This window comes from Flavihumibacter sp. CACIAM 22H1, assembly GCF_001601815.1.
Lineage (GTDB): Bacteria > Bacteroidota > Bacteroidia > Chitinophagales > Chitinophagaceae > Flavihumibacter.
In genome coordinates this window covers 1-16,721 of the sequence record NZ_LUKG01000005.1, presented here as the reverse complement: position 1 = coordinate 16,721, position 16,721 = coordinate 1, and the positions used below count along the sequence as shown (strand labels likewise).

Sequence of the window (16,721 nt, the reverse complement as noted above, 5' to 3'; positions counted from 1 at the left end):
TACCACAAAGAATAAAAAAGATCAGGGCAAAATATTCAGCCCCGTTCACCCCTACTTTCAGGATATCGCGTCCGGATAACAAAAAATACAAGAAGGTTGCAGCAAAAGCAATGGTATTAAAAAGCAGGCCAAACTTATTAAACACCAGCATATTGCGGGTATTTATATCGAACCATTTCATACCGTTCATCTCAGCTATATTAGCCAGCAGCAACAGCAGCAAACCTGCGGTGGCAACGATGCGGATCGTCGATTTGTTTGCAGTAAAGATGCCCGTGAACATCAGCACCACACCCAATAAGGCGGAAAGAATAATTGCGTTCATACTATTTCAGGTCGTTTGCTGTTTATTTTAAATTCATCCTGTCCAGGATCTGCTGCGAGATTTCACTGGTCATCGACAATATAGGTTTCGGATAAATTCCAATCAATATAATTCCCACAATCAGAATGGCCAGTGCCAGCTGCACATTAAAGCGGATATCTACCGCATTTTCGGTGCGTGTGGTTGTAGGTCCGTAAAACACATTCTGTACCATACGCAGGGTATATACCGCGCTCAGGATAATGGTAATAATACCCGCAATGGCATATACCATCCCAAACTTGGTAGCAGTGGAACCCCAGATGCCGTTAAACATCATAAACTCCCCGATAAATGCATTGGTCAGTGGCATGGCAATATTAGCCAGTGCAACAATCACCAGCATAATGGTCAGCACCGGTGCTTTCTGTGCCAGGCCACCCAGTTCACTTATTTTACGGGTACCGAATTGCTGTTCAATTACGTTCACCACAATCCACATACCCAGGATATTGATGCCATGATTGAACATCTGTATCATTATGCCCTGGAGTCCGCTGTAACTGGGTGCAAACAACGCCAGGATCATTAAGCCGATATGCGCAATGGAAGACCAGGCAACCAGTCTTTTCAGATCATCCTGTTTGATGGCAATAAAAGAGGCATAGAGCATGCCTACCACAGCCAAGGTGGCAAAATTATCTCCCCACTGGTAGGTAGCTGCCGGTACTACCGGTGCCAGCCAGCGTAATAAACCAAAAACCCCCATTTTGGCCATAATGGCGCTCAGGATCATAGTAACTGCCGTGGGCGACTGTTCATAGGTATCTGGCTGCCAGGTATGGAAGGGAAACAAGGGCATTTTAACGGCAAAAGCTACAACCAGCAATATAAAAATGGTCATTTCCTCCCGGCTGCTAAGGTTCAGCTTTACAAAATCTGTCCAGGCAAAGGATCCGCCTGCTTTGAAATAGAGCATGATCAGGCCTATCAGCATGAACAGGGAGCCCAAAAAGGTATAGATAAAAAATTTGATCGTAACCTGGATCCTTTTTTCTCCTCCCCAGCGGGAGCACAGAAAATAAAGTGGTATCAGCGCCAGTTCCCAGAAGAAATAAAACAGCATACCGTCCATCGCCATAAATACTCCCATCAGCCCGGCCTGCGCCAGCAGCATGAGTCCGAAAAACCGATTTCCGTCAACATAAGTATTATTCCAGGTGCTGTAAATGATCAGCGGAAAAGAGAAGCTGGTTAGTAAACAAAGCAACTGGCTCATACCATCGAGTTCCAGGTGGAAACGGCTGTTCAGTGCGCCGATCCAGGGCTGGTTGAAACTGAGGTGGGCAGCATCGTTCCATACACTCATTCCTGCCAGCATTATAGCCAGAGAAACCAGGGTAGACAAAAATGCAATCGATTTAGCAGTTGCTTCCTGCCGGATCGCGAACAAGGCAACACCGGTTAACAGGGGAATCAAAATCAGTAAAACTGGTACCATTATTTGAATCTCGTTTCTTTCAGTTGATCAATTATTTCTTCAGGAATACCTGCAAAACAAAGAGCAGAATTATTCCCAACACCATCAGCAAAACATAACTGCCTACCTGGCCACTTTGCAGCAGGCGCAATTGCCGGCTTGCATATTGTACACTCCTGCCTACACCATTTACAATCCAGTCGATCCCGAAGCGATCCAGTTTCTCCAGGCCTTTGCCAAATGCATTCACCGGTCGGGTAATGACAGCATCGTAAAGCTCGTCCACATACCATTTATTTTGTAGTACTTTACCCAAGCCGGTTTCTTCCGAAGCTGTTTTCTGATAGCCACTGAATTTTTTCCAGGCAAGTATAATTACCAGCAGGATAACAGCCATCAGTCCAAACATCAGGATCAATTCCGTTGAATGATCGATGGCATGGGGTGTCATTTTACTGGTAGACGCCGCAAATACCGGGGCCAGGAAATCGTTCAATGCATGGCCGCCGTGCATAAGTACCTCTGGTATTCCCACCAGTCCGCCCCCAAAACTGAAGATGGCCAGTACTACTAACGGAATGGTCATGGCCGCGGGAGATTCATGCAGGTGATGTTCCTGCTCCTGCGTACCTCTGAATTTGCCCTGGAAGGTCATGGAATACAAGCGGAACATATAAAATGCCGTCATTAATGCACCGATGGCTCCAAGTACATAATACAACGGGTTATTAGCAAATGCAGCGGCCAGAATTTCATCTTTGGAGAAGAAACCGGAGAATGGAATAATTCCGGCAATTGCCAAACACCCAATCAGGAAGGTGATATGCGTTGTTGGCATATATTTTTTCAGTCCGCCCATGTTCCGGATATCCTGCTCATGGTGCATGCCATGAATCACCGAACCTGCTCCCAGGAACAGGAGGGCTTTAAAGAAAGCATGTGTCATTACATGGAATACAGCTCCTGTATAAGCACCTACACCTAATGCCAGAAACATATAACCCAACTGGCTAACCGTAGAATAGGCCAGTACTTTTTTGATATCATTTTGTTTGAGGGCTATACTGGCGGCCAGTAAAGCGGTGGCAATACCCACAACCGCCACCACAGTTTGGGTAACCGGCGACAGGGTATATAAAATGTTGGACCGGGCAATCATATAAATACCCGCGGTAACCATGGTAGCCGCGTGGATCAGCGCAGAAACGGGTGTGGGACCCGCCATCGCATCCGGCAGCCAGGTATACAGGGGGATCTGTGCACTTTTACCTGTTGCTCCTACAAACAGCAGAAGCGTAATAATGGTAAGGTCCTGGCCAGATAAACTGTCTACCTTGCTGAACACATCAATATAGGTTACGGTTCCCAGTTTAGATAGCAGGTAAAACACCGCCAGCAAAAAGCCTGCATCCCCGATCCGGTTCATCACAAAAGCTTTTTTGGCAGCGCTGGTATATTCAATGTTTTTGAACCAGTAACCGATCAGCAGGTATGAACACAATCCTACCCCTTCCCAGCCGATGAACATGATTACATAGTTCGATCCCAGTACCAGCAACAACATCGAAAACACGAAGAGATTGAGGTACGCAAAATAACGGGCAAAATGCATGTCGGATTCTTCGTGCATATAAGCCGTAGAATACAAGTGAATCAGGAATCCTATACCTGTAATAATCAGCAGGAACAAACTGCTGAGCTGATCTACCTGAAAAGCGAAAGGAATAACAGTTTTACCGAACTCAATAAAATTGAAGAGCGTTACCACTCCGGTTGATCCGGCTTTTACCTGCATAAAAATCAGGATGCTTACAACAAAGGAAGCCAGGATGGTACCGGAGCCGATAATCCCGCTCAGCGACTTCGATACATGGTTTCTCAGCAATCCGTTCAGGAGAAATCCTACCAACGGAAAGAGGGGAACCAGCCAAACGTAATCAATGATATTGTTCATATTAATTTTTCAGTCTGTTCAGGAAATTCACATCCACGGAATGGATATTACGGTACATCATTACAATAATGGCCAGTCCCACGGTTACTTCGGCAGCAGCCACCACCATAATAAAGAATACAAATAACTGTGCGTCGGCGCCATTGGTTACTACCTGCAGGGCGCTATTGGCACTATCTGCCAGGTGCATTTTAGAAAATGCCACCAACAAAAGGTTTACCGCATTCAACATCAGTTCTATACACATAAAAATGATGATGGCATTACGACGGGTGAGCACCCCTATTACCCCGATCGAAAACAGGGCAAGGGCTAGAAAAATGTAGAGATTGATTGGCATTTTATAAAATCAAAAGTTAATAGTTATTAGTTGATCACCCCTTATTCCTTCTTACCGAGCACCACGGCTCCTACCATCGCACTCAGGAATAACACGCTGCTTATTTCAAAGGGGATCACGTATTCATTGAATAATAATTTACCCAGGTTTTCAATCAAACCGGTATCACCGGAATTTACCAGGGCAATCGTTGATTTGGAATCTGCATCTCTTAAAGCAGCAACCAGTACCAGCAGCAAACAGCCACCAGCCACTGTACCGGCCATTTTCAACCACTTGTTCTTCTGTGGCTCGGTTTCCGTATTCAGGTTCATGAGCATAATCACAAACAGGAACAGTACCATAATAGCGCCCGCATAAACAATCAGGTTTACAACTGCCAGGAATTGTGCGTTGAGCAGGATATAGTGGCCGGATATGGCAAAGAAGGTAGCGATCAGTGCCAACACACTGTAAACCGGGTTCTTACTGGTAACCACCAGCAGGGCGCCTGTAAGGGCAACCACGGTAAGCAACCAAAATAAAATTTCTGTGATAGTCATGTTTGTTGTTCGCAGTTACTTTAATAAGAATACAATCAGCTTTTGCGGGACCGCTCTCCTACCGCTTTACGGTAAAGTTCAGGCTCCGTTTTAGGGTCAGGAATCAACAGGTCATTTTTTCCATAAATAAAACCTTCCCGCTTATAGTTCGACGGCGCAAACGTTTCACTCAGGTAAATCGCATCTTTCGGGCAGGCTTCCTCGCACAGCCCGCAGAAAATGCAACGCAGCATATTGATCTCGTATTTAGCTGCATATTTTTCTTCGCGGTACAATTGTTCCTCTCCCTCCTTACGCTCTGCTGCTTCCATTGTTATGGCCTCAGCCGGACAAGCAACGGCGCATAATCCGCAGGCGGTACAACGCTCTCTGCCTTCTTCGTCCCTGTTGAGGATATGTAGTCCGCGGAAAACCGGGCTAAACGGACGGGTTTCTTCCGGATAATTGATCGTAGGCTTCTTTTTAAAGAAATGCGAAAGAGTAATACTCATTCCTTTGGCAATCGCCGGCAGGTACATTTTCTCCCACACCGTCATCGGGTGGCGATCTACTGCTTTGGATCTATTGGTGAGCGTTTGCATAATTCGAGCGTAAAAATATTTTTTAACTGGTTACAGGCCAAGTTTGATTCCTATCAAAAAGGCCATCCGTTTTGTCTGATCAGTACAACCACTGCAGTTATCAGCATATTGATCAGCGCAAGTGGAATCATTACTTTCCAACCCAGGTGCATCAGCTGATCATAGCGGAAGCGGGGGATGGTCCAGCGGACCCACATGAAGAAAAATATGAAGAAGGCTGCTTTTGCAAATAGTGATAAGCCCTGTAAAATAGCCACGTTATTGGTACCCATACTTTCCACCAGAGCCGCGTCATTCACAAACGGAATATCGTAGCCCCCGAAATAAAGCGTTGCCATCAACACACTGCTCATGAACATATTGATGTATTCCGCAAACAGGTAGAACCCGAGTTTCATGGAAGAGTATTCCTGGTGATAACCAAAGTTCAATTCGTTTTCCGCTTCGGGTAAATCAAACGGGGTACGGTTACATTCTGCAAAAGCACATACCATAAATATCAGGAAACCGAGCGGTTGATACAGGATATTCCACCATCCGCCGGCAGCACTTTGTTGTTCCACAATTGTTTTCAGGCTCAGTGACCCGGTCAGCATCAGCAGGGCAATGATAGAAAGCCCCATAGCCAGTTCATAAGAAATCATTTGGGAGGCGCCGCGTAAGGCAGCCAGCAGCGAGAATTTATTATTCGATGCCCAGCCACCAATCATAATACCGTATACTCCCATACTCAGTACGGCAAAAATGTAGAGAATACCGATATTGATGTCGGCAATCTGAAGGCTGACCGTGCGACCAAAGACTTCGATTTCCCGACCCCAGGGAATAACCGCGCTGGTCATCATAGCCGTCATCATAGCCAGGCCGGGGCCCAGGATAAACAGGAACTTATTGGAGGCATTCGGAATAATTTCTTCTTTCATAAAAAGCTTCAGACCATCTGCCAGTGGCTGAAGTAAGCCAAATGGGCCGGCACGATTGGGTCCCAGGCGGTCTTGCATGAAACCTGCTACCTTACGTTCTGCCCAGGTAGAATACATGGCCACTACCAGAGAAACGGTAATAATACCTCCTATGAGAATTGCTTTCTCCAGAATAAAAGCCAGGTCTATTGCTAGTTGTATCATAAATTCCTACACTATTTTCCGTTATCGAGGCTATTTTTTGAAATCATCGCTGTGCGCCGGACCATCGATCTTGGACAGTTCGATATCAGGACGATTCACTTCACTTACATTATGAATATTCATGAGTAGTTTCGGCGCACGTCCACCCATTACATCCGGCAGGGTTTCCTTCGGTTTCACCACATTCACATAATGCCCCTGGGAAATAACAGAATGACGGCTTACTTTGGTCGGGCCTTCGATTACCCAGTCTTTTGCTTCTTTCTTTTCAAAGCGACATTCGTTACAGATCCACCCGGTTGAGCCTTTGCTCGAATCCTTGATCTCGCCCCACTCATCTTTTCGGGCCGTTACCCGGAACACTTCATCCCCTCTCATCCATAATTGTACTTCTCCGCAACATTTGGAACAATCCCGATGGGCATCCACCGGCTTGGTAAACCAAACCCTGTTTTTGAAGCGGAAGGTTTTATCGGTTAAAGCGCCAACGGGGCAAACATCAATCACGTTCCCGATAAAATCATTGTCGAGTGATTTTTCGATATACGTGGCAATTTCTGCATGATCTCCCCGATCCAGTACACCATGTACTCTTTTCGCCGTTAGCTGATCGGCGGTAAAAACGCAGCGATAGCAGAGAATACAGCGGGTCATATGTAGTTGAATATAGTCGCCGAGATCGTGTTTTTTAAACGTACGACGATTAAATTCATAGCGGGTACCTTCTTTACCATGCTCATAGCTGAGATCCTGCAGGTGGCATTCGCCGGCCTGGTCACAAATAGGACAATCCAGCGGATGGTTCAGAAGCAGGAATTCAACGACGCCGGCCCTTGCATCCAGCACCCGTTCACTGGTAATGCTTTTTACAATCATACCATCCATAACGGTGGTACGGCAACTGGCTACCAGCTTCGGCATCGGACGCGGATCGGCGGTTGAACCCGCCGCCACTTCCACCAGGCAGGTACGACATTTACCTCCGCTGTTTTTCAGCTTGCTGTAATAGCACATAGCAGGCGGAGTAACCTCTCCACCAATCTGCCGGGCAGCATTCAGGATAGTTGTTCCCGGTTCTACCTCGACAGTGATGTTGTCGATGGTTACTTTGAATAATTTTTTCTCTTCAGGCATGTTATAAAATCAAAATTCAAAAGTTAATCATTCTCCCCTTCTGCTTTTCCTCACCCCACTACTTCCAGCGGATCTGCATAATGTGCCAGGCCATAATTCCTCGTTACACATTCCTGCGGGTTTTTCACGTGCCATTCAAATTCATCGCGGAAATGGCGAATTGCGGCGGCTACCGGCCAGGCGGCGGCATCACCCAGCGGGCAAATGGTATTGCCCTCAATTTTCCGTTGAATATCCCATAGTAAATCGATATCGCTCATTTTACCTTTACCGCTGTCAATATTTTTCAGGATTTTCTCCATCCAGCCGGTGCCTTCTCTACAGGGCGAACATTGTCCGCAGCTCTCATGCCGGTAGAAACGGGCCAGGGTATAGGTATTTTTAACTACGCATTGGTCTTCATCCAGTACAATAAAACCGCCCGAGCCCATCATGGAGCCGGTGGCAAATCCGCCATCGCTCAAACTTTCATAGTTCATATAGCGGGTTTCCCCTTTGGCTGTTTTCAGCAGCAGGTTAGCAGGAAGAATGGGCACGGAAGAACCGCCCGGAATACAGGCTTTCAGTCTTTTCCCGTTTTTAATACCTCCGCAGTATTCATCGCTGTAAATGAATTCCTCTACTGAAATAGTCATATCAATTTCAAATACCCCGGGTTTATTGATATTACCGCAGGCAGAAATCAGTTTGGTACCAGTAGAACGGCCTACGCCTATTTTTGCATACTCATCGCCCCCCATATTGATGATGGGCACCACGGCTGCCAGGGTTTCCACATTGTTAACCACTGTTGGCCGGTCCCAAACTCCTTTAACTGCCGGGAAGGGTGGTTTAATGCGGGGGTTACCTCTTTTTCCTTCCAGTGATTCAATAAGGGCTGTTTCTTCGCCGCAGATATAGGCGCCACCGCCTCTTTGTACGTAGATTTCACAATCAAATCCGGTACCTAAAATATTTTTACCGAGCCAGCCATTTGCTTTTGCTTCGCCAATTGCCTGTTCCAGGATATCCGGAATCCAGGCATATTCGCCCCGGATATAGATATAGGTAGCATTGGATCCAAGTGCATAAGAAGAGATGAGCAATCCTTCAATCAGCAGGTGGGGCAGAAATTCCATCAGGTAACGGTCCTTAAACGTGCCGGGTTCTGATTCATCGGCATTACATACCAGGTGACGGGGAATACCTTCTGGTTTTGCCAGGAAACTCCATTTCATACCGGCCGGGAAACCGGCGCCTCCCCTACCACGCAAACCGCTTTTCTTTACCTCTTCGGTAACCGCATCGGGTGCCATGGTTTTCAATGCCTTCTCTGCGGCGCGATAGCCTCCCTCCCGCCGATAAACTTCGTAGGAGCGAATGCCTTCAACCTGTGCTTTTTCTAAAAGTAGTTTAACGCCCATATGGAACTTTGGTCTTTATATATTGAATAGTCAGCAGCGAATGGTGACCTGATCACCATGCACTAATTTAGTTGGCCCGCTTGTTTGCGGCAGTCTTCAATGATCTGATCCACTTTTTCAGGGGTCAGGTGTTCTTTATAATGTTTGCCCATCTGCATCATCGGTGCATATCCACAGGCACCCAGGCATTCTACGGTTTTTAGGGTAAACATGCCATCGGGGGTAGTTTCTCCAACGCCAATGCCTAAACGCTGTTTGATATAATCGATAATTGCATCACTTCCACTGATCATACATGGGCCTGTCTGGCATACTTCAAACATGTATTTTCCAACCGGTTTAAGGTTGTACATAGAATAGAAAGTAGCTACTTCATACACTTCGATGGGTTCAATCTGCAGTAGGGAAGCCACATAATCCATTGTTTCCGAACTCAGCCATCCATACACTTCCTGTGCAAGGTGTAAGACGGGTAACAAGGCAGACTTTTGTTTCCCTTCCGGATACCTTGCGATGATCTCCCGCACTTTGGCCATTTTTTCTTCAGAGAATTGTACCATACTCCTAACCTTTCTATTTTTAATCGGTTTATTTAAAATTTCAACCCCAGGTCTCGTTTAAGCGTCCATTTCACCAGCTATCAGGTTCAAACTACTAAGCGTAATAATTGCATCACTCAGCATAGCACCTTCGCTGATTTCCGAAAATGCCTGGTAATAAATAAAGCAGGGTCTTCTGAAATGCAGGCGAAAGGGTGCGCGTCCACCGTCACTGATCAGGTAGTATCCAACTTCACCGTTACCGCCTTCTACTGCCTGGTATACTTCTCCTTTTGGCATATCAATTTCACCCATGATGATTTTGAAATGCCAGATCAGGGCTTCCATTTTAGTATATACATCCTGTTTTTTGGGCAGGTAGTATTCAGGTACATCTGCATGGTATACCGATGCTTCTTCTCCTTTGAAATCCTGGATTTTGCGGTATGCCTGTTCAATGATGCGGAGGCTCTGCCACATTTCCTGGTTCCGAACCAGCCAGCGATCGTAGTTATCGCCGGTGGTACCTACCGGTATATCAAATTCAAAGTCTTCGTACGAGGAATAAGGCGCCGTTACCCGAACATCATAATCCACGCCTGTAGCGCGTAAGTTCGGGCCGGTAAAGCCATAGTTAAGGGCACGGTCTGCGGCTATGCCACCGGTACCCATGGTTCTTTCCATGAAAATGCGGTTACGCTGAAACAGGTTTTCAAACTCTTTCAGCACTACCGGGTATTCTTTCAGAAAACGTTCAATTTTCTGAAAGGCCGTATTGGAAAAATCACGTTCAAAGCCGCCTATACGGCCAATATTCGTAGTAAGTCGGCTTCCGCAAACCTCTTCATAGATTTCATAAATCAGTTCGCGGTATTGCATAACATAGAGGAACCCGGTAAATGCCCCGGTATCCACCCCTACGATAGAATTACAGATAAGATGGTCAGAAATCCGCGCCAGTTCCATAATAATTACCCGTAAGTAATCCACGCGCTTGGGCGTTTTAACACCCAGCAGTTTTTCACAGGTCAGGTGCCAGCCCATATTATTGATGGGGGCCGAGCAATAGTTCAACCGATCGGTAAGTGGGGTAATCTGGTAAAGCGGGCGTCTTTCCGCAATTTTTTCAAAAGCCCGGTGAATATAACCGACTGTTTGTTCAGCCGATACGATTCGCTCGCCGTCAACTTCCAGGATATTTTGGAAAACACCGTGTGTTGCAGGGTGTGTCGGACCAAGGTTCAGCGTAGTGGTTTGCTTACCGATCGATCCTTCCGGAAGCTTAACATGGTGCTGTTCTTGTGTTATAATTTCTGACATTGCTGTCTATTGTTTAAGGTGTTGGTAGATGGTTGAAATAGCCAGATCAGATGCTGCCGCCTCTGCCGAACATTTCATCATCCTTATCAATACGGGTCTGATCTTCCAGGGGAAATTCCTTACGCAGGGGGAAATAATCCATTTCCTCTACGTTCAGGATCCGTTTCAGATTCGGGTGCCCGACAAAATTAATTCCATAGAAATCATAGGTTTCCCTTTCCTGCCAGTTGGCTGATTGAAAAAGGCTGGTGGCAGTGTATACATCCGGCTGTTGTACATCGGTAAACACCTTCATCCGGATTCGTACATTCTGGACCATATTATGCAGGTGATAAACCACGGCCAGTTCTCTTCCCAGCTGATCGGGATAATGCACCCCGCAAAGATCTGTCAGGAAGCGAAAACCAAGTTCCTGGTCATCGTATAAGAACTGCATCACTTTCAGGTTCAGCTCCTTCGGAACTTCAAAGGTCAGCAATCCGTAGGGTTCTTCTACCTGCGTAATGGCTTCTCCAAATTTTTCTGTTAAGCGCTGTAAAATATATTCGTTCGTCAAAACCATGATGGTATTGCTGATTTGTAATTATTGAATGCCATAGGATTCCAGCAAAGCTTTATAGCGATCACCGTTTCTGCGACGAAGGCTTTCATTGCCGACCAGTTCCTGAATTTTCATTACTCCGTCAATAATGGCTTCCGGCCTGGGTGGGCAACCGGGTACATAAACATCTACCGGAACCACCTGGTCAATTCCCTGTAAAACGGAATAGCTGTCGAAGATTCCGCCCGAGGAAGCACAGGCGCCTACGGCGATAACCCAGCGGGGTTCTGCCATTTGCAGGTACACCTGTTTTACTACGGGTGCCATCTTTTTAGCAATGGTTCCCATAACCATCAGCAAATCGCACTGACGTGGGGAAAATCCTACCCGTTCAGAACCAAAGCGGGCCAGATCATAATGAGAGGCCATGGTAGCCATGAACTCAATTCCGCAGCAGGAGGTAGCAAAAGGCAGGGGCCAGATGGAGTTTTTACGTGCCAGCCCAACGATATCGCTGAGTTTAGAAGCAAAAAAACCTTCTCCCATATGACCATCGGGTAATTCACCCATGGTTACGATCTTACCCCCTTCATTCTTTACGTTGTATTGAACCGGACGTGCCATAACTTGGAATTTTTAGATTAGTCTTCCCACCGAAGGGCGCCTTTTTTGATGATGTAATAAAATCCGCATAAAAAGAACCCCACAAACATCAACACAGCAAGAAATCCATTCCATCCTAATTCCTTGAAATTCACGGCATAGGGATAGAAAAAGATAACTTCCACATCAAATAATACAAATAGGATGGCCACCAGGAAATACTTGATGGCTACGGGCTGACGGGCATTTCCAACGGCATCAATTCCACTCTCAAAGTTGGCTAACTTATCACTTGTTTTACGTGAGGGCCCCAGCAAATGGGTTCCTCCAAGGGTCAGGGCAACAAAACCCAGGGCAAACAGTAACTGTATGGCGATGGGCAGATAATTGGTTGTGGTATTGGATGCAACCGCAGCTTGTAAGAAAAAGATATTCATGCTTTTGCTGTTGTGGGGCAAAAATAAGATAGCCTGCCAAATAAAACGCGGAACATTGAAAATAAGTTCATTGCACGGGTATTCGGGCCATTTATCGAAGAAAAAAGGCCTCCGGAACAATTCCGGAGGCCTTCTTATTAGATTTAATTTAATCTGATGCATCAATTTCCCGATGAACCGGATGGTTTGGAACCGCCGGCCGATGCATTGGTTTTTTTATTCGCAGCTTTGCTGAGGATATCTTTGATTTTTACGGCTGTTTCATTAGCCGGGTCAATAGCCAGCACCTTTTCAATGTATTCCAGTGCTTTTGCCGGATCCTTTTTGATATCATTATAGTATTGTACCAGGTAGAAATAAGAAGATACGGCCTGTCCTTTAAACTTGGTAGCATCCAGGCTAAGGGCCATTTCTCCCAGTTTTTCGTAATGCGGAACAGCTAAGCCCTGGGCCATGGTAGTGTCCATTGCCTGGTTAGCCCTTGCCCGCCACAGGTAACCGAAGATTTCGTTGGGATATTTTTCGGTATAGAGCGCAAAAATAGAATCGGCTGTAGGATACTGTGCTGCCTGGTAATTGGCAAATCCCCAGTTATACAGATCGAGGTTATTGGGATCTTTTTTGACTTTGTACAATTCTCCGAGGTACTTGGCTTCCATTACGCGGTTACCTGTTTTTTTGGCCAGTGCGGCTGCATTGGTCATCAGCTCCAGTTTAGATTCCATGGCAGTATCCATGGCAATCGCTTTATCATAGTTTGCCATGGCCTGCGCTTCATTACCCGGGAATTTAGCCAGGGTATTGGCCAGGAATTCAAAATCTTTCGGTACAAAGCCAGCTTCTTTCTGTTTGGCGAAATATTGCTCCAGGAATTTCTTAGCGTTCAGGGAGTCCTTTTTCTCGTCGTAGGAATAGGCAATAAGCTTATAATATTTCGGGTCGGCCTGGTCGCCTAGTTTGGCAATAAAACCATTGGCGGTGCTGATGGCCTCATCATAGCGGCGAGATGCGTAAAGGATGGCCGTCTTCTCATAGTCATTTTCGGGAGTTGGATCCGAAACAGCCAGGTATTTATCGTAATAATCCTTGGCTTTATTGATATCGCGGCTGAAATAATAATAATAAAGGTCATAAACAGCCGGGGCATAGTTAGCATCCAGCTTAATAGCATCTTCAAATGCCGGGATAAAAATATCGGAGTTTTTCTGTGTCAGGTAAATACGTCCGATCCGGTGTTTGGCAGCAGCCAGGTTGGGATTCAGTTCCAGTGCTTTCTGGTAGTTTTGAACCGCACTTCCCCCGTCTACTTTTTTACGGTACGCATCTCCCATAATCAGGTAGGTGTCCGCATTATTGAATTTTTTGATCTGTGTAGCCTGGTTTAATTTTTCAATGGCATAATCGGCGTCTCCGTCTTTTGCATTTACGATAGCGCGTCCGATCGCATTAAAAATATCTACATCTTTTGATTTGGTGAGGCTGATGGCGGTTTCGAAGCGTTGTTTGGCTTCCTCTTTTTTGCCATCCATTAATTCCATTTGTCCGGCTCCTACCAGCAACAGGGGGGCGTTTCCGTTGGTAGCCAGGGCTTTTTGGAAAACACCGCGGGCGCCGGCTGTATCTTTCATATCGAGCAGGGTTTGACCCAGCCAGTACGTAGCTTCAATGTTATTGGGGTTTGCTGCCAGTACTTTCTCCAGTTCTTCCTTTGCGCTTTTGTAGCGTTCGTAATAATAAAATTTCTTTCCCTGGTCCACGCTTTGTGCGAACAGGGCATTACCACACATTACTGCGGCCACTACCAGACTGTAGAGGTATTTCTTCATTCGTTGCTGTTTTTAGTCGTTAGTCGGATAATAAAAATATTAAAATAATAGAGATTACTCGTCGATTCCTGCATTTCTTATCTCAAAGGCCATTTTTGCCGGCCAGAGATAAGCCCTGCGGAAAATCAGTTGTCCTCTTTCATAGATGAGAAAATTCGCAAATCCACTACCGAGGCCTTCATAATTTTCCTTTAAAATATAATGCAATCCGCGTACCAAAGGATAACGACGGGTGGCAATATTGGCCTGGTAAGGCTTAACAAAGGCTTCATCCGGACAAATTTCACATTTCAGGGAGGCGATGGTAACTTTTTTCTGGAAGCTGAGCTGAACCGGATCGTCCTGGTTGCCGATCCAGCTAACGCCGATAAAACCGATGGCATCCTTATTTTTGGATACATAGTCTATTACGCCTTCACTGGAGGTAGCCGCGGTAACTTCTTTACTGAGTTTATCTCCGCGCAAGATGGAATCGATGGCGAACCGAACCGTGCTGGTAGCGGTTAAGCCATCCATTACCGGCCGGAATTTATAGCCGCTGGTCCCATTGAGAATAGAGCGCAGGTCACCTCTATCCAGCAGCGAATCTTTGTTGGCGGGGTTTACGATCACAGTAACCGCGTCAAAAGCAGCCCTACCCTGGATAGGGATAAACCGAAGGGTGTCTTTCAGGCGTTGTTCTTCTACCGGCAAAAGTCGGCGGGTAACAATTACCATCCGGATGCTGTCGACTAACAGGTCTTTCAGGCATTCTGCTTCTGCTTTATAATGGGGAATAATTTTCGCATCCGGGTTAGACGACTCAAATACTTTGATCTGCGAATCGATTACCGGCTTAAAGGATTCATCCACACTGATATGAATGGTTCCTTTAGTAGCGGTATCGCCGCGGTAAACCACCGGTTGGTTATTACAACGGATGAACGCAAACATTGCCACTAACAGGATAATCTGTACTTTCCAACGCCTATACATACACGATAGCTTAATTCTTATTCGGAAAAATAATTCTTCTGGTAACCGCGATAAATTCGCCAGGCCCCATATACGATACAAAGTCCGGAGAAGAAATATTTAAAAAATGGTTCCATCTCGAAATCAAAGCCCAGTTTCTCAGAAAATAAAAAGAAGAAACCAAAGGCCAGGATGAGGGCGCCCATGCCGTAGTCCAGGATGGATCGCATCAGGCTGTATTGCTTTCTTCTTTTATTTTGCGGGTCAATAGCCATGTTTAATCTGCTTTGTTAGCGTTGGGCAATTTAGGAAAAATATGGTGTTTCGCCTGTAACTACTCTTCCGGGGTTTCAAAAATGATGGGAATATTGAACCAAACGGCTACGGTGCTTCCGTTTTGTTTGCCCGGATTCCATTTCGGCATTTTGTTAATAACCCGCAACACTTCCTGGTCGTAGGGCTCGCCCCCGGGCTGGGTAAGCTGAATACCGGTGATGTTTCCGTTCACATCCACTACAAAACGGGCGATAACTTTTACCCGCTGGCCGGGTTCGAGCCCTTCCTGCGGGCGCAGGTTGCGCGAAAGCCAGCGTTGAAGGGCGCTGAGGCCGCCGGGGAAACTGGGCATTACCTCGGCTGTTTTTAGGATTTCCACAACTTTCTCTTTTTCCGGTTCAACGGGGGCAGCGCCGGTACCGGCATTTTCAGGAACCGGCGGGCGGGTAACACCGTCTGAAAGCGGGCCTTCGGTGGTACTGGTTGCTATTAGTTTATCGGCAAGGGTTTCCATCTCCGGCAAGGGATCTGTCTGTTGATTGTCCGGCACTATCAGGGGGGCAATATACTTTTCCGATGCAGCCGGTGGTGCAGAGGGCGCAGGAGCCGGTGGTGGCGGCGGATCAACCGTTGGGGGCTGCAGTTTGATTAAACGAGTATCATCAAGTACAATCATCGGACCGGTGAGCAGCTTGGGCGCTTTAGGCCGTAGCAGAAAAAAATTGGTCGCCAGTACCAGTAGCGCCATCAAGCCCATAGCTGTAAGCAGGCGTTGGGGATAGTTTCGGCGCAGGGGGTAGGCCCCGTATTGCTTATTCCGGTTTTCGAATAGGATGTCTAGCGCATCGCTGCGGAGAATAGTAGAAGGTTCCATATTAATGAAGTTTAGTTGAGATAAAAGGAACGCAGCGCTGTGTTGAAATAGAGATGCAAGGGCTAACACATTCCATACGGCAAACTGTGCTATTTTTGCCGCCATGAAGATTTTGATGGTTTGTCTCGGGAATATTTGCCGCAGCCCCCTGGCAGAAGGAATTTTACAGGTAAAGGCGGCCGCTGCCGGGTTGGATTGGGAAATTGACAGTGCGGGTACCAATGGCTATCATGTAGGCGAAGCGCCGCATCGTCTCTCGCAAAAAGTTGCCCTGCAACACGGAATCGATATCAGCAGCCAGCGGGCCCGTCGCTTCCGGGCGGCCGATTTTGACAACTATGATAAAATTTATGCTATGGCGGCCGATGTGATCGATGAAATGAAATCCATTGCGCGCCAGCGCTACGATGCCACCAAGGTAGATTTACTGCTGAATGAACTGCATCCGGGCCGGCAACTGGATGTACCCGACCCCTGGTATGGCCC

General features: G+C 46.6%; 18 protein-coding genes and 1 pseudogene. 1 reads left to right on the top strand and 18 read right to left on the bottom strand.

The window, feature by feature from the left end:
- The 18 genes and pseudogenes from A1D16_RS02495 to A1D16_RS02410 form a co-directional block, all read right to left on the bottom strand.
- Window positions 1-325: pseudogene (locus A1D16_RS02495) on the bottom strand (NADH-quinone oxidoreductase subunit N); the annotation flags it as partial.
- A gap of 22 nt (window positions 326-347) precedes the next feature.
- Window positions 348-1,805 carry an NADH-quinone oxidoreductase subunit M gene (locus tag A1D16_RS02490; RefSeq protein WP_290707466.1) on the bottom strand — a complete coding sequence of 486 codons (1,458 nt, stop codon included), beginning with the start codon at window positions 1,803-1,805 and terminating at the stop codon, window positions 348-350.
- A 31-nt stretch (window positions 1,806-1,836) separates the two neighbouring features.
- Window positions 1,837-3,738 (bottom strand): NADH-quinone oxidoreductase subunit L, encoded by a 1,902-nt coding sequence (gene nuoL, locus A1D16_RS02485; RefSeq protein ID WP_290707464.1) that lies wholly within the window; start codon window positions 3,736-3,738, stop codon window positions 1,837-1,839.
- 1 nt (window position 3,739) lies between these two features.
- A complete protein-coding gene (gene nuoK, locus A1D16_RS02480) occupies window positions 3,740-4,078 on the bottom strand; it encodes an NADH-quinone oxidoreductase subunit NuoK (protein WP_290707462.1) in 339 nt (112 codons plus the stop codon).
- Between the two features lie 41 nt (window positions 4,079-4,119).
- A complete protein-coding gene (locus tag A1D16_RS02475; RefSeq protein WP_290707461.1) occupies window positions 4,120-4,620 on the bottom strand; it encodes an NADH-quinone oxidoreductase subunit J in 501 nt (166 codons plus the stop codon).
- Between the two features lie 35 nt (window positions 4,621-4,655).
- Entirely contained in the window at window positions 4,656-5,201 is a 546-nt protein-coding gene (gene nuoI, locus A1D16_RS02470) for an NADH-quinone oxidoreductase subunit NuoI (protein WP_290707460.1), read from the bottom strand.
- A 53-nt stretch (window positions 5,202-5,254) separates the two neighbouring features.
- A complete protein-coding gene (gene nuoH / locus A1D16_RS02465; protein ID WP_290707458.1) occupies window positions 5,255-6,328 on the bottom strand; it encodes an NADH-quinone oxidoreductase subunit NuoH in 1,074 nt (357 codons plus the stop codon).
- Window positions 6,329-6,358: 30 nt separating this feature from the next.
- On the bottom strand, window positions 6,359-7,462 hold the full coding sequence (locus A1D16_RS02460) for a 2Fe-2S iron-sulfur cluster-binding protein (protein WP_290707456.1): 1,104 nt from the start codon (window positions 7,460-7,462) through the stop codon (window positions 6,359-6,361).
- Window positions 7,463-7,512: 50 nt separating this feature from the next.
- On the bottom strand, window positions 7,513-8,865 hold the full coding sequence (gene nuoF / locus A1D16_RS02455) for an NADH-quinone oxidoreductase subunit NuoF (RefSeq protein ID WP_290707454.1): 1,353 nt from the start codon (window positions 8,863-8,865) through the stop codon (window positions 7,513-7,515).
- 62 nt (window positions 8,866-8,927) lie between these two features.
- A complete protein-coding gene (gene nuoE, locus A1D16_RS02450) occupies window positions 8,928-9,425 on the bottom strand; it encodes an NADH-quinone oxidoreductase subunit NuoE (protein ID WP_290707452.1) in 498 nt (165 codons plus the stop codon).
- A 57-nt stretch (window positions 9,426-9,482) separates the two neighbouring features.
- Window positions 9,483-10,724: an NADH-quinone oxidoreductase subunit D gene (locus A1D16_RS02445; protein ID WP_290707450.1), complete on the bottom strand. Its 1,242-nt coding sequence runs from the start codon at window positions 10,722-10,724 to the stop codon at window positions 9,483-9,485.
- A gap of 46 nt (window positions 10,725-10,770) precedes the next feature.
- Complete coding sequence (locus tag A1D16_RS02440) at window positions 10,771-11,286, bottom strand: NADH-quinone oxidoreductase subunit C (RefSeq protein ID WP_290707448.1); 516 nt, start codon at window positions 11,284-11,286, stop codon at window positions 10,771-10,773.
- Window positions 11,287-11,307: 21 nt separating this feature from the next.
- Window positions 11,308-11,889: an NADH-quinone oxidoreductase subunit B gene (locus A1D16_RS02435; protein WP_290707445.1), complete on the bottom strand. Its 582-nt coding sequence runs from the start codon at window positions 11,887-11,889 to the stop codon at window positions 11,308-11,310.
- Window positions 11,890-11,906: 17 nt separating this feature from the next.
- A complete protein-coding gene (locus A1D16_RS02430; protein ID WP_290707443.1) occupies window positions 11,907-12,305 on the bottom strand; it encodes an NADH-quinone oxidoreductase subunit A in 399 nt (132 codons plus the stop codon).
- A gap of 161 nt (window positions 12,306-12,466) precedes the next feature.
- Window positions 12,467-14,131, bottom strand: coding sequence for a tetratricopeptide repeat protein (locus A1D16_RS02425; RefSeq protein ID WP_290707441.1), 1,665 nt, complete (start codon window positions 14,129-14,131; stop codon window positions 12,467-12,469).
- A 54-nt stretch (window positions 14,132-14,185) separates the two neighbouring features.
- Window positions 14,186-15,106 carry a substrate-binding domain-containing protein gene (locus A1D16_RS02420; RefSeq protein ID WP_290707439.1) on the bottom strand — a complete coding sequence of 307 codons (921 nt, stop codon included), beginning with the start codon at window positions 15,104-15,106 and terminating at the stop codon, window positions 14,186-14,188.
- Window positions 15,107-15,123: 17 nt separating this feature from the next.
- The gene (locus tag A1D16_RS02415) at window positions 15,124-15,360 is read right to left on the bottom strand and encodes a hypothetical protein (RefSeq protein ID WP_290707437.1); all 237 of its coding nucleotides are present in this window, start codon (window positions 15,358-15,360) and stop codon (window positions 15,124-15,126) included.
- 59 nt (window positions 15,361-15,419) lie between these two features.
- Window positions 15,420-16,340, bottom strand: a complete 921-nt coding sequence (locus A1D16_RS02410; protein WP_290707435.1) for a TonB family protein — start codon at window positions 16,338-16,340, stop codon at window positions 15,420-15,422.
- Between A1D16_RS02410 and A1D16_RS02405 the strand changes: the two genes are divergently transcribed.
- Window positions 16,339-16,721, top strand: a 383-nt coding sequence (locus A1D16_RS02405; RefSeq protein WP_290707433.1) for a low molecular weight protein-tyrosine-phosphatase, incomplete at its 3' end; no start/stop codon positions are given. The genes A1D16_RS02410 and A1D16_RS02405 overlap by 2 nt on opposite strands.

Bases quoted from the DNA above. Each gene is read 5' to 3' on its own strand.
- A1D16_RS02490 (WP_290707466.1), bottom strand. From the start codon at position 1,805: ATGGTACCAGTTTTACTGATTTTGATTCCCCTGTTAACCGGTGTTGCC.
- nuoL (WP_290707464.1), bottom strand. From the start codon at position 3,738: ATGAACAATATCATTGATTACGTTTGGCTGGTTCCCCTCTTTCCGTTG.
- nuoK (WP_290707462.1), bottom strand. From the start codon at position 4,078: ATGCCAATCAATCTCTACATTTTTCTAGCCCTTGCCCTGTTTTCGATC.
- A1D16_RS02475 (WP_290707461.1), bottom strand. From the start codon at position 4,620: ATGACTATCACAGAAATTTTATTTTGGTTGCTTACCGTGGTTGCCCTT.
- nuoI (WP_290707460.1), bottom strand. From the start codon at position 5,201: ATGCAAACGCTCACCAATAGATCCAAAGCAGTAGATCGCCACCCGATG.
- nuoH (WP_290707458.1), bottom strand. From the start codon at position 6,328: ATGATACAACTAGCAATAGACCTGGCTTTTATTCTGGAGAAAGCAATT.
- A1D16_RS02460 (WP_290707456.1), bottom strand. From the start codon at position 7,462: ATGCCTGAAGAGAAAAAATTATTCAAAGTAACCATCGACAACATCACT.
- nuoF (WP_290707454.1), bottom strand. From the start codon at position 8,865: ATGGGCGTTAAACTACTTTTAGAAAAAGCACAGGTTGAAGGCATTCGC.
- nuoE (WP_290707452.1), bottom strand. From the start codon at position 9,425: ATGGTACAATTCTCTGAAGAAAAAATGGCCAAAGTGCGGGAGATCATC.
- A1D16_RS02445 (WP_290707450.1), bottom strand. From the start codon at position 10,724: ATGTCAGAAATTATAACACAAGAACAGCACCATGTTAAGCTTCCGGAA.
- A1D16_RS02440 (WP_290707448.1), bottom strand. From the start codon at position 11,286: ATGGTTTTGACGAACGAATATATTTTACAGCGCTTAACAGAAAAATTT.
- A1D16_RS02435 (WP_290707445.1), bottom strand. From the start codon at position 11,889: ATGGCACGTCCGGTTCAATACAACGTAAAGAATGAAGGGGGTAAGATC.
- A1D16_RS02430 (WP_290707443.1), bottom strand. From the start codon at position 12,305: ATGAATATCTTTTTCTTACAAGCTGCGGTTGCATCCAATACCACAACC.
- A1D16_RS02425 (WP_290707441.1), bottom strand. From the start codon at position 14,131: ATGAAGAAATACCTCTACAGTCTGGTAGTGGCCGCAGTAATGTGTGGT.
- A1D16_RS02420 (WP_290707439.1), bottom strand. From the start codon at position 15,106: ATGTATAGGCGTTGGAAAGTACAGATTATCCTGTTAGTGGCAATGTTT.
- A1D16_RS02415 (WP_290707437.1), bottom strand. From the start codon at position 15,360: ATGGCTATTGACCCGCAAAATAAAAGAAGAAAGCAATACAGCCTGATG.
- A1D16_RS02410 (WP_290707435.1), bottom strand. From the start codon at position 16,340: ATGGCGGCAAAAATAGCACAGTTTGCCGTATGGAATGTGTTAGCCCTT.